General features: G+C 59.5%; 10 protein-coding genes, 1 tRNA gene and 1 pseudogene. 9 read left to right on the forward strand and 3 right to left on the reverse strand.

Annotated elements, in window-relative coordinates; genetic code table 11:
- Positions 1 to 99 precede the first annotated feature (99 nt).
- Positions 100 to 2,415: an AsmA family protein gene (locus tag H9K75_RS01535; protein ID WP_226858452.1), complete on the reverse strand. Its 2,316-nt coding sequence runs from the start codon at positions 2,413 to 2,415 to the stop codon at positions 100 to 102.
- Positions 2,416 to 2,848: 433 nt separating this feature from the next.
- Between H9K75_RS01535 and H9K75_RS01540 the strand changes: the two genes are divergently transcribed.
- The 9 genes and pseudogenes from H9K75_RS01540 to H9K75_RS01580 all read left to right on the forward strand — a co-directional run bounded on the left by H9K75_RS01540 (position 2,849) and on the right by H9K75_RS01580 (position 11,976).
- Positions 2,849 to 3,256, forward strand: a complete 408-nt coding sequence (locus H9K75_RS01540; RefSeq protein ID WP_187724504.1) for a hypothetical protein — start codon at positions 2,849 to 2,851, stop codon at positions 3,254 to 3,256.
- Between the two features lie 90 nt (positions 3,257 to 3,346).
- Positions 3,347 to 4,270 (forward strand): pseudouridine synthase, encoded by a 924-nt coding sequence (locus H9K75_RS01545; RefSeq protein ID WP_187724505.1) that lies wholly within the window; start codon positions 3,347 to 3,349, stop codon positions 4,268 to 4,270.
- 181 nt (positions 4,271 to 4,451) lie between these two features.
- Positions 4,452 to 5,153 carry a GNAT family N-acetyltransferase gene (locus tag H9K75_RS01550; RefSeq protein WP_187724506.1) on the forward strand — a complete coding sequence of 234 codons (702 nt, stop codon included), beginning with the start codon at positions 4,452 to 4,454 and terminating at the stop codon, positions 5,151 to 5,153.
- A gap of 35 nt (positions 5,154 to 5,188) precedes the next feature.
- On the forward strand, positions 5,189 to 6,409 hold the full coding sequence (locus H9K75_RS01555; RefSeq protein ID WP_187724507.1) for an MFS transporter: 1,221 nt from the start codon (positions 5,189 to 5,191) through the stop codon (positions 6,407 to 6,409).
- Between the two features lie 105 nt (positions 6,410 to 6,514).
- Positions 6,515 to 7,759, forward strand: a complete 1,245-nt coding sequence (locus H9K75_RS01560) for a YbfB/YjiJ family MFS transporter (protein ID WP_187724508.1) — start codon at positions 6,515 to 6,517, stop codon at positions 7,757 to 7,759.
- Between the two features lie 100 nt (positions 7,760 to 7,859).
- Positions 7,860 to 8,147 carry a hypothetical protein gene (locus H9K75_RS01565; protein WP_226858453.1) on the forward strand — a complete coding sequence of 96 codons (288 nt, stop codon included), beginning with the start codon at positions 7,860 to 7,862 and terminating at the stop codon, positions 8,145 to 8,147.
- 261 nt (positions 8,148 to 8,408) lie between these two features.
- A complete protein-coding gene (locus H9K75_RS01570; protein WP_187724510.1) occupies positions 8,409 to 9,200 on the forward strand; it encodes a hypothetical protein in 792 nt (263 codons plus the stop codon).
- 19 nt (positions 9,201 to 9,219) lie between these two features.
- Positions 9,220 to 9,672, forward strand: a complete 453-nt coding sequence (locus tag H9K75_RS01575; RefSeq protein WP_187724511.1) for a hypothetical protein — start codon at positions 9,220 to 9,222, stop codon at positions 9,670 to 9,672.
- Positions 9,673 to 10,435: 763 nt separating this feature from the next.
- Positions 10,436 to 11,976, forward strand: a pseudogene (locus H9K75_RS01580) (IS5 family transposase).
- Positions 11,977 to 12,253: 277 nt separating this feature from the next.
- On the opposite strand, the gene H9K75_RS01585 reads toward H9K75_RS01580, so the two are convergent.
- Positions 12,254 to 12,327 (reverse strand) — tRNA-Gly (locus tag H9K75_RS01585).
- 118 nt (positions 12,328 to 12,445) lie between these two features.
- Complete coding sequence (locus H9K75_RS01590; protein ID WP_187724512.1) at positions 12,446 to 13,936, reverse strand: NAD-dependent succinate-semialdehyde dehydrogenase; 1,491 nt, start codon at positions 13,934 to 13,936, stop codon at positions 12,446 to 12,448.
- Positions 13,937 to 14,119: the final 183 nt, after the last annotated feature.

The following is a 14,119-nucleotide window of genomic DNA, read 5'->3' on the forward strand; positions in this document are numbered from 1 at the left end:
GCGTCTCAGAAACCCACAATCACTGAACCTGCGCCAGCAACGCCTTGCAATTGGCATCATCCTGCGCCGCAGGCACGGTGACGGGCACCAGCGCCAGCGCTACGGGCGCGGCCACGGCGGCGATGACGGCTGCGCCGGCGCGCAGGATGAGGGGCCTTTTTCCAGGCCTGCCTGGGGATCGGCGAAGGTGCCCTTGACGTAGAGGGGCGTGCGCAGCGAGAAGAATTTCCATTTCAGGGATTCCGGCTTGATGCGCAGGTCGAGCACTTCGTTCTTGAGATCGATGGTGCCGGTCGCCTCGACTATCGCCTCTTCGGTGTTGAGCTTGGCGATGCGGGTGGTGGCGATGCCGTCGCGAACGGCGAGGTCGGCGACGGCGCAGCGCAGTTGGACTTCCTTGTTTTCGCCGAACAGTTTGGTGACGATCACGCTGCCGAGGTTGAGAGCCGCCAAATCGAGCATTTCCTTGCTGAGCGTGCCGTCGCGAACGTAGAGCTTGATTTCGCCGGTGCTGCCTCCGAGCATCGCGGCGACCGAGTTGCCGCGCGTGACGAGCGAGAAGCCGCCGTCCATGCGACCAAAGCTTTTTTTCATGAGTTCGATCTTGGGGAACAGCGCGCCAAGTTCCAGGCCTTCCACGTTGCCGTGGGCGCTGACCTTCATCGGCTTGGCGCGGCTGTCGAGTGTCAGGTCGGTATTGATCTTGCCGCGCGCTACGCCGAAGCGCAGGGGTGACAGCGTGAGTTGTTCGTTCTTGAGGACCGCGCGGGTACTCAGGTTTTCGATGGGTAGGGCGCTCGGGCGGATGATGCGCTCGCCGGTGAATGCGATGTCCATGTCCATTGCGCTCCAGCGGCCAGTATTGAAGGGGGTTTCTGGCAAAACCCGGCCCTTGCGTTTGACCGCGGCCTCCTGTGCGGGTGCGCCGCCGATCAGCGGGCCGAGATCGACGAGCCTGAGTTTCTTCGAGAGCATGCGGCCCTCTAGGCGCGGGCGGGGCGCTGCCGAGGTGTAGGTCAGGCTGCCATGCAGGTCGCTCGCGCCGACCACGCCGTCAAAGTCGCGATACTCCCACACCGCCTTGCCGGGGCTCAGATCGCCCAGCAGGCGGCCGCGTGTCTTGAAGGCCGGCGTGCTCGGCAGTACCACGCCGGTCAGTTCATACAGGTCGGCCATGCTGGCGCCGCGCAGCGCTACTTGCAGGTCGAGGCCCGCAAGCTCGCGCGGATTGGTCAGTGATCCTTCGGCCTCGGCCTGTAGCGAACCGGCGCTCAGCTTGAAATGAACCGGATAGTCGAGCGTGGTTCGGCGCAGCGAGAGTATCGAGCCGGCGAGTCCTTCACCTTCGACGCGGGCCTTGCCGTAGCGCCCGAACAGCATCATGTGCACGCCGTATTGCGCGCCGTCATCGGCATCCTGATCGTTGTCGTCGGCGTTCACGGTGTCGATGCGCGCGCGCACCGAGAGATCCTTCACGCCATCGGCATAGCCCAGCCAGCCGCCGCGCACCATCAGTTGTCCGATGCTCAGGTTCCATGGCGAATCCGTGGTGTCCTTGCGCGGCGCGAAGGTCCAGTTGTTGATTTCCTTTTTGTTTCTGGCGAGCGCTACATCGGGCCCGGTCAACACGATGGTGTCGAGCGCAATCGTTCGGCTCAGCAGAGGCAGCAGCCGCAGCGTCGCGGTCGCGCGTGCCACCGTTGCCATGGTCTGCGGGCTGCGCGGCCAGGACTCGACATCGACATGCGCGCGGTCACGGGCGAGGAGGCGTTTGGCGTCCGCTGCGTCCGCGCTTTTGCTGCGTTGCGACGTGCCGCTCATTTCGGCGCTGAAGTCGGGGGCGCTGTCGTCAGCATCGGCAGAGGGCTCGGCGTTCTGCGCCTTGGCAGACGACGCGGGTGACTGGGCTTCGGACGCCTTGCGTTTGGCCTCCTGCTTGGTTTCTTCGCTCGGCGTTTTGGGCTTCAGGGTGGTTCGCAGCTTGTCCAGTTGCGTTTTCGCGGGGAGGGCGGGAATGCCGTCCGAGCCTTTGGTGGGTTCTTCTTCGACCGTGAATTCGGGAGGATTGCCGATGCTGATGTTCTGAGCCTCCACGGTGACACCCGGAATCCAGTGCCTCCAGCCGCTTTCCAGCGGTTGCGGCCAATGCCAGTCGGCGGACAGGTCGCCATCGATGCGAAACTCGCGCCCCGTCGATTCGCTGACCTTCTGCGCAAGCCAGGGGCGCGCGCTGTTCCAGTCCCAGTTCGTGATGACTACCACGGCGGTGATCAGCAACAAGGCCACCACGGCCAGAAAGCCCAACAGCCACCGCAACGCGCTGAAGCCGCGTTGTGTCGCGGCGAGGCGTGCGAGAAGCGGGCGATGATCTGCGGTCGATGGCCTGGAAGATGATGATGATGATGTCGTTGTCATTGCCGATTCAGTAGGTGTCTCGATGGATTCTCGGGATCGTCGTGAACTTGTCTCTTGCCTGTCTGTCTGTCTTGTCTCGTCTTGATGCCGAACCGCCAGTGCCTGGGTCAGCGGTGCTTGCGTGGACTACAAGCGCCGGAGTTGCATGACTGCGGGTCCAAACGGGCCGCATGACACACATGCTATGCGGTGGGCGCTCCTCTTTTATCCAATGCGTAACCGAGGGAATTCTTGTCGCAAATCAATACCTCGCTCTCAAAACGGGTGCAGAGCTTGTCATGCAAGCGTCTTTTGGTGCATCCAGGGCACCGCGAGCGAGTGTTGGATTCCGCACCAACCGCACAAACATTTCAGCTCGAAAGCTATTTTTACGTAACTGTGACAGATTAGGATGATTAATAATGTCTATTAATCTTGGATAATGGTAGAGATCATGATTCCCATCACCAGTGAAAAAGTACACGGCGTCCTCGACGATGCTACGTATACCGCGACCCTCTGCATGGCGCGTGACGGGAAGCATTTTTTCTTCACGGCAGTGGCCGTGGACGGCAATGTCGTCGATGTTCCCAACAAGCGCTGGAACAGCCGCCGCGCGGCAATGCACGCGCTCGCGGAAATCGCGTCGGCCAATCGCAGGCCCGAGGGATCGCCTCCCGCGTCACCGTTTCTCGGTCTGACCGAAGACCTGTTGCTGCTGGCGGACGACGCGCTGACGATAGATCCGGCACCCCTGGAGGACGCACCCCAGCCGCCGGAGGCCGAATTGCCGGGCAGCGCCGCGAAAGGCAAGCCCAAGAGCAAGGCCAAGCCCAAGGCGCGGCCATTGACCGAGACCTGAAGGGCGCGCGCACCGTTCGCGGCTGGCTCACTGACGTCGGGCCGCCTCGTTCGGCGAAGCTGCTCCTTGGCGGCTCTACAATCGTCGCCCATGCACAATTCCCACGATCCGCGCGTGCTGCCCATGCGCGATGGAATCAACCCCAGTTGCGTGGTGTTGCCGTCGGTGGGAGAGGGCAATCTGCTGGATTTTTTCGCGCAGCGTCTGCCTGCGGTGTCGCGCGACGAGTGGTTGCGGCGCATGCGGCGCGGCGAAGTCGTCGATGAGTTCGGCGAGCCCGCATCGCCCGAGCGGGCTTTCGCGCCCGGCGTGCGCTTTTATTACTACCGTGAACTCGAGCGCGAAACCGAGATTCCGTTTCACGCCGAAATCCTCTTTCAGGACGAACACCTGCTCGTCGCCGACAAGCCGCACTTTCTGCCCGTGGTGCCCACGGGCCGGTTTCTCCAGCAAACACTGCTGGTGCGACTCAAGCGCGAGACCGGTCTGCAGGAGCTATCGCCCGTGCATCGCATCGACCGGGACACGGCGGGCCTCGTTCTGTTTTCCGTGCAACGTTCGTCACGCGGCGCGTACCAGGCCTTGTTTCGTGATCGCGCGGTGGACAAGGAGTACGAAGCCGTGGCGCGCCACCGCGCCGATCTGACCTTCCCGCGCGAGCACCTGAGCCGCATGCAGGAGTGCCCTGAGCAGTTCTTTCGCATGCAGGAGGTGCCGGGCGATCCCAACAGCCGCACGCAGATGGAAATCATCGAAGAGCAGGGTGGCTTTGCGCGCTATCTGCTCAAACCGGTGACGGGCAAGCGCCATCAGTTGCGCGTGCACATGGCGGCGCTGGGCCTGCCGCTGATGGGCGACGGCTTCTATCCGGTGGTGAACGATCCGCAGGAGGGCGACTGGTCGAATCCGCTGCAACTGCTGGCGCGCAGGCTGGAATTCACCGATCCCGTGACAGGCCGGCAGCGTCGGTTTGAGAGCACACGCCGCTTGCGTGCGTTGGATGATTTCGCTTGACCGTGCCCGAGGCATACCTGCCGCGTGATGGAATCCCGCGTCCATTTCGTTGGACGAGCGCTTGGAGTCTCGGATATCGTGGCACCATCAAATGTGCCTGACGCCATCTGCACGCCAACGACAGATTCGGATTGGCGCGGTGTTGATCACTCCATCCATCTCCCAACTAAAAGGGCTCAGCATGTCCGCTCACACCAACGAACACGGTCAACCCGTCGGTCACGCCATGCCCGGCTGGACGCCACGCCCTCAGCCATCGGGCGTCACGCTCAAGGGGCGGTTTTGCGAGTTGGAGCCCATCGATCCCGCAAGGCATGCGGCCGACCTGTACGCCGCCTACAGCAGCGCGCCGCGCGGCTGGACTTATATGGCGGCGGGGCCGTTTGCGAGCGAGGCCGACTACCGCGCCTATACGGAAAATATTGCGAAGAGCACCGATCCGCGCCACTACGCGGTGGTGGATCTGAAAACCGGCAAGGCGGTCGGCACGCTCTCGCTCATGCGCATCGATCCGGCCAACGGCGTGATCGAAGTGGGCAACGTGATGTTTTCGCCGCTGCTTCAGCAGACGCCGATCTCGACCGAGGCGCAGTATCTGCTGATGGCCTATGCGTTCGACGAGCTGGGTTACCGCCGCTATGAATGGAAGTGCGATGCGCTGAATGCACCGTCACGCACCACGGCCGATCGCCTTGGCTTTGCCTTTGAAGGCGTCTTCCGGCAGGCCGTGATCTACAAGGGGCGCAGCCGCGACACGGCCTGGTTTTCGATCATCGATTCGGAATGGCCGAAGGTGAAGGCGGGATTTGAGGCGTGGCTTTCGCCAGAGAATTTTGCGCAGGACGGCCAGCAGCGGCAATCGCTGAAGGCGCTGCGTGGTTGACCGCTCTTTTGCCCGATGCGCTGCTTGATTGACTGATGCGCGCACCGCATTCGCCGTCAAGAAAACTGGCGCTGCTCGTGCTGACGGGAGCCTACGTTCTGAGCCAGTTCTATCGCAGCTATGTGGCGGTGATCGCGACGCAACTGATTGACGATTTCCGGCTGTCGCCGCAAATGTTCGGTCTGTTTGCGGGTGCCTTGTATTTCACGTTCGCGATTGCCCAATTGCCGATCGGGCTTGCGTTCGACCGCTTTGGAGTGCGCAGGCCCGTGCTGTTCTGTCTGTGCGTGGGCAGCGTTGGCGCGCTGTTGCTGCCGCTCACGCGCAGCGTCCCGGTCGCGATCATTGCGCATGTGTGTGTGGGCATAGGCTGCGCGCCGCTGTACATGGGTCTTTTGAACTTTGTTCTCAAATCCGGCAATGGGGCAGAGCAGGTGCGAACCATCACGCGCGCAAGCGCACTGGGTTATGTCGGCGCGATTGCGGCCGGCCTGCCGCTGGCGTTGGGTGTGGAACTGATGGGCTGGCGCTGGTCGCTCGCCATCGTCGGATTGCTGATGGTGCTTGCTGCGGTGGGCGTGGCGCTCACCTTGCGTGAGGACGCTGGCACGCCGCGAAACCCCGGGATCGATGGCGCAGTGGCCGGCCAGCGCAGTGCCATGACATCCTGGGTCGCATTCAGCGGGCTGGTGCTCGCGAGCTTTGCGCTGATTGCGGGTGGCACGTTTCGCATGTCCTGGGGCGGGCCGTATTTTGCCGACATCTTCCAATTCGACGTGGTGCAGCGCGGATATGCGATGACCGCGGCAAGTGTGCTCGCCATCGGCTGGGCGCTGTCGATTCCGCGTGTATTGCGATTCATGGACACCAGGACCCTGGTGCGCTGCGCGTTTGCGGTCGGTGTGGTTTCGGCGCTGATCCTCGCCCAATGGCCCGCGCGCAGTCCATGGCTCGGCGTCGCGCTGGTGTGCGTGCTGTTCTGCGTGGGATCGATCCACCCGCTGGTGATGTCGCAGGCCCGCTCGGTGGTTCCGCAGCGCCGTCTCGGTTTGTGGCTGGGCGTGCTCAACAGCATGGTGTTTCTCGGTGTGGCGGTGAGCAACAGCGCATTTGGCTGGATCGCCGAACACTCGGAGCGCCACGGCATCTTGGGCGGGCCGATGTACTCGCGCCTATTCTTCTTCACCGCGACGGTGATGCTGATCGGCTGGCTGGGCGCAACGCTGAGCCCGCGCGTGGCGGGTGGAGGGCGGTAGGAATAATTGTCTGCGTGAACAGGCCCTAATTTGGAGCGTTCTTCATTGTTCTGGACAAAACGATAGCATGGAGGGAGAAAAAAATGAACGCAAAGAAAGCCCGCCATGACAGCCGAAGTCAAGCCAGATCCGCTCCCGGCAGATGTTCCGTCCCTGCCCATCTCGCCATCGTTTCGCCGTCCATGGGCGATTGCGCTCGCGCTGTCGCTTGGCGCTGCCGTAGCCTTGGGCATATCGCGCTTTTCTTACGGACTCCTGTTGCTGCCCATGCGCGACGATCTGGGCTGGTCGTACCTGACGGCGGGCAGCATGAACACCGCGAATGCTCTGGGTTATTTTCTGGGAGCGATCGGCACGCCGTGGCTGATGCGGCGCTGCGGTGCGTGGGTCCTATTGATGGCAGGAACCGTGCTGGCGGGTTTGTTCATGCTGGCGTCGGGAGCCACTACGGACACGGCGACTTTGATGCTGCTGCGTGTGCTGGCAGGTGCTGCAAGCGCGCTCGGTTTTGTGGCAGGCGGGGTTCTGGTGGCGCGCCTGGCGTCCCTGCACCCGCACAACGTCGGCTTTCTGATCGGGCTTTTTTACAGCGGCACCGGCTTCGGGATTGCGCTGTCGGCACTGCTGGTGCCCGCTGCTCTCGGCGCTGCTCATGGCAACGGTATCGCACACGCGTGGCAATGGCCTTGGCTGGGTTTGGGGTTGGCGTGTCTGTTGGCGGCGGCCGTGATGGCCTGGCCCGCGCGGCTGATCGGTGATTCCGCCCGTTCGTCAACTGATCGCGGCCAGTTTGTGCTGCGCGATTTTGGCTTCGGCCTGGGCAGTTACTTCATGTTTGGCGCGGGGTATATCGGCTACATGACCTTTGTCGTCGCCCTGCTCAAACAGCAGGGCATGTCGCCTGCACGCGTCACCATCTTTTATGTGCTGCTCGGAGTCGCCGTGCTGGCCAGCTCGCGTATCTGGGCGCGCATGCTGAATTATTTCAAGGGCGGCGAATCGCTGGCCATCCTGAACTTGTTGCTCGCCGTGGTGACGGCTCTGCCCGCGCTCACTTCTTCGGTACCGATGGTGTTTGCCTCTGGAATCGTATTTGGCGCGGCGTTTTTGTCGGTCGTTGCAGCCACCACGACCCTGGTGCGACACAACCTCCCGCAAGCCGCGTGGACCGCAGGCATCAGCGCCTTCACCACGGTGTTTGCGTTGGGCCAGATCGCCGGCCCCATCTTGGTCGGCTGGATCGCCGACACATCCAGAGGCCTCGAAGGCGGACTGATGGTTTCAGCGGCATGCCTATTGCTCGGCGCGGGCCTCGCCATGCGGCAAAAGCCGCTGGGGACAAATGCCTGAGATGATGGCAAATAGAGCTGGAGCGGGCGATGGGAATCGAACCCAATCCGTAGAGGAGTGTAGAGGCACTCAGAGGCATGTTCCCCTCTGAAGAGTTCCTTTGAATGCCTTCCTGTTGCTCCAATTTATCCCAGCTTTATCCCCGAGAGTTCAGGGATTGTTCGAGACGTCGCATCTCCAAGTCATCCCGTTGTCCATCGATCCACTTGAAGTAGGTACGAAGGAAAATTTCAACGGAGTGGCCGAGCTGCTTGGTGATCTCATGGATGCCTACGCAGACTTCAAGCTGATGGTTGATAAATCGCAAAAGAAGTTGGACAGGGCCTACGATCTTCTTGAACAGAATACACATGAGCCCTGTGACAATCTTCGGAGAGTCACCGTCTGACTTCTACATGAGGACGGTTCACTCGGGAACGTTGGTGCTCTTGGCTTCTAGGCCATCTCGTCCTATGTCGAGACAGCTCTGACGTTGCCCAAGCTGAATGACTCGGTAGGGGATACCCTGAGCTTCTCCTGATCAAGCCAGTCAGGATGCGTCCGGGATGCATAGCCCAATGGCATACTGACATCTTTTGTTACCGCGTTTGAATAGGGTGCTTGCCATGAATTTGTTTTCAGGAGGGAACAAGGGTTCAAAAGTTATATAGTGGCATTCGTTTCCTATGAGCCAGGCGGAAGAGAATATCCAACAGCTTGTCTGCGAAGTGATCTTGTGGTGGGAGATTCTGTATTAATTCAAAGCACTACCGGAACCATAAAACGCGGAGTCATCGGGCAGTTGAAGTTCCTTAACTGGTGGTGTCTATCGCGTATATATTGCAAGGTTTCGGAGGCTGTTAAGTCTAATAACGGTTGCTGGGAACTACCCAGTTCAATAAAAATCAGCAGCCTATTGTCAGGCGACTCTTTGGCGTATAACTTAAAGAAAATGTGTTGGATTCCTATGCGTACCACACATATTTTTAGGCATGCTTTGACGTATACAAATATGACGTTGACTGCAAATATATTGGTTCGTACAAATGGGATTCATTTTCAAGTTTTGCCAAAAAGGAATTTTGCGCAGATCAAACCATTTGAACAGCAGCAGGAACATCCATTAGAAGGGCGAGTTGTTGAGCATTGGTTACCACACACAAAATTCAATTTGTACGAAGGTGCAATTAGGTTTGCCAAAGCCATAGTTAATAATGATGAAAACCTAGAAAGATTTTTTAAGCCTGTAGGTGTGAACGATAAGCGAACCCCTCAATTAATAAAAAAAGCTTCGGAAAGTATGAGACGCCTTGAGCTGTCGAACCGTGCGGGAACCTCATATGAGGATGATGAAGCTTCATATTCCTTCAGTGACTATGCAAGTGATATGGGTGGGGGTGATGTTTATATAGGTGACGGCATTTCATATTCCTGTGGGAGGATTGTGGATGATGGTAGATAGGTTTTGTAGTGAGTCTTTGATGAAATATTTTGTATTACTTATATCTTGTGGGCTAGTTGGTTGCGCTTCTTCCCCGGTGGCTAAGCCAGAACTAGATCCGGCGGGCTATGCCGGCATAGCTAGTAGTTATGTGGCAATTCCTCGATGCGAGACATCGCTAAAAATTACTGCGGAGCAAGGTTCGCTTGCTAGAAGTGCGGTCAATGAACAGCTCAGTACCTATACATACGATCCTATTCGATTGCAAACCCACATCGACTCTATTAGCAAGAGTTCGCCTGGTGTTCCTGAATGGAAATGTTCTGAGTTGGCTGCGAAGGCAGCAGCATATAGCCAGCATAAGAACTCAGAAGCGGTCAGAATAAAGGCCCAACGCAATAATAATAATAATCAGCCTGACTATTCAATTCCAAGAGCCCAAAGCACCTATTGCAATAAAATAGGTACTCAGGTATTTTGTAATACCTTTTAGTGGGGTATTGGTGAATGCCCCTTTGTGTTTAAAGGAGGTATTCATATGGGTGACGACTATTTGGGCATGGGAAGTTATGGCATGCCCTATTTTTTTACGGGCAGCAGCCGCAAGCTACGCAGTTGTACCAGACATCTGGGACGGGGATTGGGCCTACTGCGGGTTTTAAGCCTGATTTGCCATATGCCCGAACACAACTGTCGCTGGGCAGAATCCGTCCTTCTGGTCTAAAGACGGTGGTGCAGGTATGACACTTGGTTTGGCCCAAGGCCTCGGCAATCTCTTTATGGGGATGCAGCAATATGGCCTTGCCAAGAAGACGCTAGCCGAGAATCAGCGGCAGTTCGATATGAACTGGGGTGCTCAAAAATCCACTACCAACGCTGCTCTTGAAGATCGTCAGCGTGCTCGCATTGCTTCCAATCCCGGTGATACAGCATGTCCAGCAGCATGTGACTCCATGTCCCAAGGAATGCCCCGTAGACGTATGCCAACCTGTTTTTGCTGAACAGGAATGGAAGACTCAGGAGACCGGCTGCTACCGTTGATCCAAGAAATGAATGGAGCACCGGGTCATGCCACGGCCCGATGTGAATGCCCGTGATCACCTCAAAAATCGCAGCGTTGTCGATCCAGACGTTAATGAGTCGCACCTGAATAACCTCAGGAACCCGCAAGCACACAGCCTCTCGGGGCAACTCTCGATCCCCAAAACTCCCAGTTTGTTATCCAATAGCACCAGTTTTCTGGGAGTTTTGCCGTGATGTTTGCCTGCCCCGCCACCGATGATTTCTTCCGCTCGCGCATTGATCACATGATCGATGTGCGCCATCCGCTGGCTGTGCTGGCCTCGCGCATGCCCTGGCAGGAGATCGAGGCGCAGGTCGCCCAGGTCTTTTCTCGCAAGGCGCGCACAGGTGCGGCTCTGCCCGATCTGGATCTCTTCGGCGAGCAGGTGCAGCGTGCTGCTCGCGCGAGCCATGCGGGGCGACCGCGCGTGCCGCTGCGCATCATGATCTCGCTGCTGTACCTCAAGCACGCGTTCAATGAATCGGATGAGGCAGTGGTGGCCCGCTGGGCGGACACGCCGCGCTGGCAGTTCTTCTCGGGCTGCGCCTACTACGAGGATCGCCCGCCCTGCGACGCCACCACCCTGGTCAAATTCCGCCGACTGCTGGGCGAAGAAGGCGTGGAGGAATTGCTGGCGCAGACGATTCGGGTGGCCGTGCAGCTCAAGCTGGTCTCCCTCAGCAACTCAGCCAGGTGATCGTGGACAGCACCGTGCAATCCAAGGCGATTGCCCACCCCATCGACAGCCGCCTGCTGGAGACGGCACGCGCCAGGCTGGTGCAGGCCGCCAGGGACAATGGCATCGAGCTCAAGCAGACCTTTGCCAAGGAAGGCAAGGAACTCAGCCGCAAGGCCGGACGCTACGCCCATGCCCGCCAGTTCAAGCGCATGCGCCGGGCCATCAAGCGCCAGCGCACCATCGTGGGCAGGCTGGTGCGCGAGATCGGGCGCAAGGCCAGCGCCCTTGGTCACGCGGTGCGCCAGGCATTGCAAGAGACCCTGGACAAAGCCGCACGCATCGCCACCCAAAGCCGCCAGCGCAAACCCGTTGAGGGGCATCCCAAGCTCTACGCATGGCATGCCCCGGAGGTCAGCTGCATCAGCAAGGGCAAGGCCAGACAGCCCTACGAGTTTGGCGTGAAGGTGGGCATCGCCAGCACGCTCAGGGGCAACCTGATCGTGGGCGCCCGGGCGTTTGCGGGCAATCCGTATGACGGACACACGCTGAGCGAACAACTGGAGCAGTGCCGCATCCTGATGCAGGACTGTCAGGCCCGGCCCACGAGAGCCGTTGTCGATCTGGGCTACCGGGGTGTGGATGCGGACAACCCGGATGTGCGCATCGTGCACCGGGGAAAGAGCAAACGGCTCAGCGCACAGGAGCGGCAACAACTCAAGCGCCGCCAGGCCATCGAGCCGATCATCGGGCACCTCAAGGCTGATCACCGCATGAACCGCTGCCCTCTCAAGGGCGAGCAGGGCGACAGCGTGCATGCGGTGTTGTGTGCGGCGGGCTACAACCTCAGGTGGCTGCTGCGCATGATCGCGAGGAAGGGGATTGCCTTTTTGTGGGCGATTTTTTTGTGGCTGCACGCCGTATGCACGCTGGCGTCAGAAGGGCTGCGTCGCGTTGAGAGAACAACCCTCGCCGGACTTGAGCGAGCCAGTTCGGGCTGGCTGCGAGTCATGGGCTGCGAGCGCTGGCAACCCTTGGGCGGGGGTAGAGTCGCTTGAAATGAATATTTCAGGGACGACTAATGAGCACGAAGGTCAGATTGCTGACCGTCATTGGCTTGGCTTTGTTGATGGGCGCAAGCAGTCCGAAGTGAAGGGGGGTGACTGGCATGAGTGTGTTCTTTCAGGCAAGACTATCCCACACCGTCACTAATATTTGAACGGTTGCAGGTCGTGAGACGTGAGGGAAGTTGCGGGGGTATGAAGCCAGTTATCCCTGACTTATCCCCGACTGTCGATCAAGCGTGTGTAAGTGCTTGTCGTAGTTGATATTTGTTGGAGCGGGCGATGGGAATCGAACCCACGTTATTTGCTTGGGAAGCAAGAGTCCTGCCATTGAACGACGCCCGCAGTTCGGAGGAGCCTGCGATTCTAGCGCAGTCCGTCGCTGATGAGATCAGAGAAGCCTTGGCAAAAAGCCGCTGCGCATGCGCAAGCGGCTTTGGCTTTTGTGGTGATCCGCGATGGATCACTTCATCACGTCGCCGATGCACATGTATTTGATTTCCACATAGTCGTCGATGCCGAAGTGCGATCCCTCGCGGCCGATGCCTGATTGTTTGACGCCGCCGAATGGGACGTGTTCGGTCGCGAGAATGCCGACGTTGATGCCGACCATGCCGTATTCGAGCGCTTCGCCGACGCGGAAGATGCGGCCTACGTCTCGGGTGTAGAAATAGCTGGCGAGACCGAATTCCGTGTCGTTGGCGGCTGCGATGGCTTCCTGTTCGGTCTTGAACTTGAACACTGGCGCGAGCGGGCCGAAGGTTTCCTGTTTGGCGACGAGCATGTCGGCCGAGGCGTCGGCGAGCACGGTGGGTTCGAAGAATTGTCCCGAGCCGAGCTGCTTGAGCTGGTGTCCGCCGGTGACCACGCGACCGCCCTTGGAGACGGCGTCGTCCAGATGACGCTGCACCTTGGCGATGGCCGCGTCTTCGATCAGCGGGCCCTGGGTGACGTCGGCGTCGAAACCATTGCCGACCTTGGTCGCCTGTACCTTGGCCGCAAATTTGGTGACGAACTCGTCATACACGCCTTCCTGCACGTAGAAGCGGTTGGTACACACGCAGGTCTGTCCGGCGTTGCGGTATTTGCTCGCAAATGCGCCTTCGACGGCGGAATCGATGTCGGCGTCGTCGAACACGAGAAACGGCGCATTGCCGCCGAGTTCGAGCGAGAGCTTCTTGACCGTGGGTGCGCTTTGCGCCATCAGGATGCGGCCGACTTCGGTGGAGCCGGTGAATGAGAGGTGGCGCACAACATCGCTCGCGCACAACACCTTGCCAACCGCGACGGAGTTTTCCGCATCGGCCGTGATGATATTGATGACGCCTGCGGGGATGCCCGCGCGGATCGCCAGTTCCACGGCGGCGAGTGCCGTGAGCGGCGTGAGTTCAGCAGGTTTGATCACGACGGTGCAGCCTGCGGCGAGCGCGGGCGCGACCTTGCGGGTGATCATGGCCAGTGGAAAGTTCCACGGCGTGATCGCTGCGCACACGCCGACCGGAGCCTTCATGACGAGCAGGCGGCGGTTGTTGTCGAACTGCGGAAGCACTTCGCCATTCACGCGCTTGGCTTCTTCCGCAAACCATTCCACAAAGCTCGCCGCGTAGGCCACTTCGCCCTTGGCCTCGGCCAGCGGCTTGCCTTGCTCGGCGGTCATGATGCGGCCAAGGTCGTCCTGATGGGCCATGAGCAGGTCGTACCACTTGCGCAGGACGATGCTGCGCTCCTTGGCGGTCTGGGTGCGCCACTGTGGCCAGGCCTGATTGGCGGCGGCAATGGCTGTTTCGGTGTCCTTTGCGCCGAGGTCGGCTACGTCGGCAAGATGAGCGCCAGTGGCCGGATCCGTCACCGCAAATCGCGTCTTTCCTCCTACCCACTTGCCGCCGATATAGGCGTCGGTCTTGAGCAGGGTCGGGTCCTTGAGTCCGGAAAGCGGTGATGTCTTGGTGTCCATGGCGGTGTCTCCTGGGGTTTTTGGCGATCGATGTGTCGTTGGCGGCGAGGCTGCCGCGTTGATCGCAAAGGATACTGGCAGAAAGGAATCTTCAATGCGTTTGGGGTTTGAAATTTCTCCAAACGAGATGCGCACTCTGATATGCAAAATCATTCAGGCCGAAAATCGTGTCGGGCGTCGATC

Source organism: Diaphorobacter aerolatus (genome assembly GCF_014489535.1).
GTDB lineage: Bacteria > Pseudomonadota > Gammaproteobacteria > Burkholderiales > Burkholderiaceae_C > Diaphorobacter_A > Diaphorobacter_A aerolatus.

Coding starts and splice junctions, on each gene's coding strand:
- H9K75_RS01575 (WP_187724511.1), top strand. CDS start 9,220: ATGAAATATTTTGTATTACTTATATCTTGTGGGCTAGTTGGTTGCGCT.
- H9K75_RS01550 (WP_187724506.1), top strand. CDS start 4,452: ATGTCCGCTCACACCAACGAACACGGTCAACCCGTCGGTCACGCCATG.
- H9K75_RS01545 (WP_187724505.1), top strand. CDS start 3,347: ATGCACAATTCCCACGATCCGCGCGTGCTGCCCATGCGCGATGGAATC.
- H9K75_RS01590 (WP_187724512.1), bottom strand. CDS start 13,936: ATGGACACCAAGACATCACCGCTTTCCGGACTCAAGGACCCGACCCTG.
- H9K75_RS01555 (WP_187724507.1), top strand. CDS start 5,189: ATGCGCGCACCGCATTCGCCGTCAAGAAAACTGGCGCTGCTCGTGCTG.
- H9K75_RS01535 (WP_226858452.1), bottom strand. CDS start 2,415: ATGACAACGACATCATCATCATCATCTTCCAGGCCATCGACCGCAGAT.
- H9K75_RS01560 (WP_187724508.1), top strand. CDS start 6,515: ATGACAGCCGAAGTCAAGCCAGATCCGCTCCCGGCAGATGTTCCGTCC.
- H9K75_RS01540 (WP_187724504.1), top strand. CDS start 2,849: ATGATTCCCATCACCAGTGAAAAAGTACACGGCGTCCTCGACGATGCT.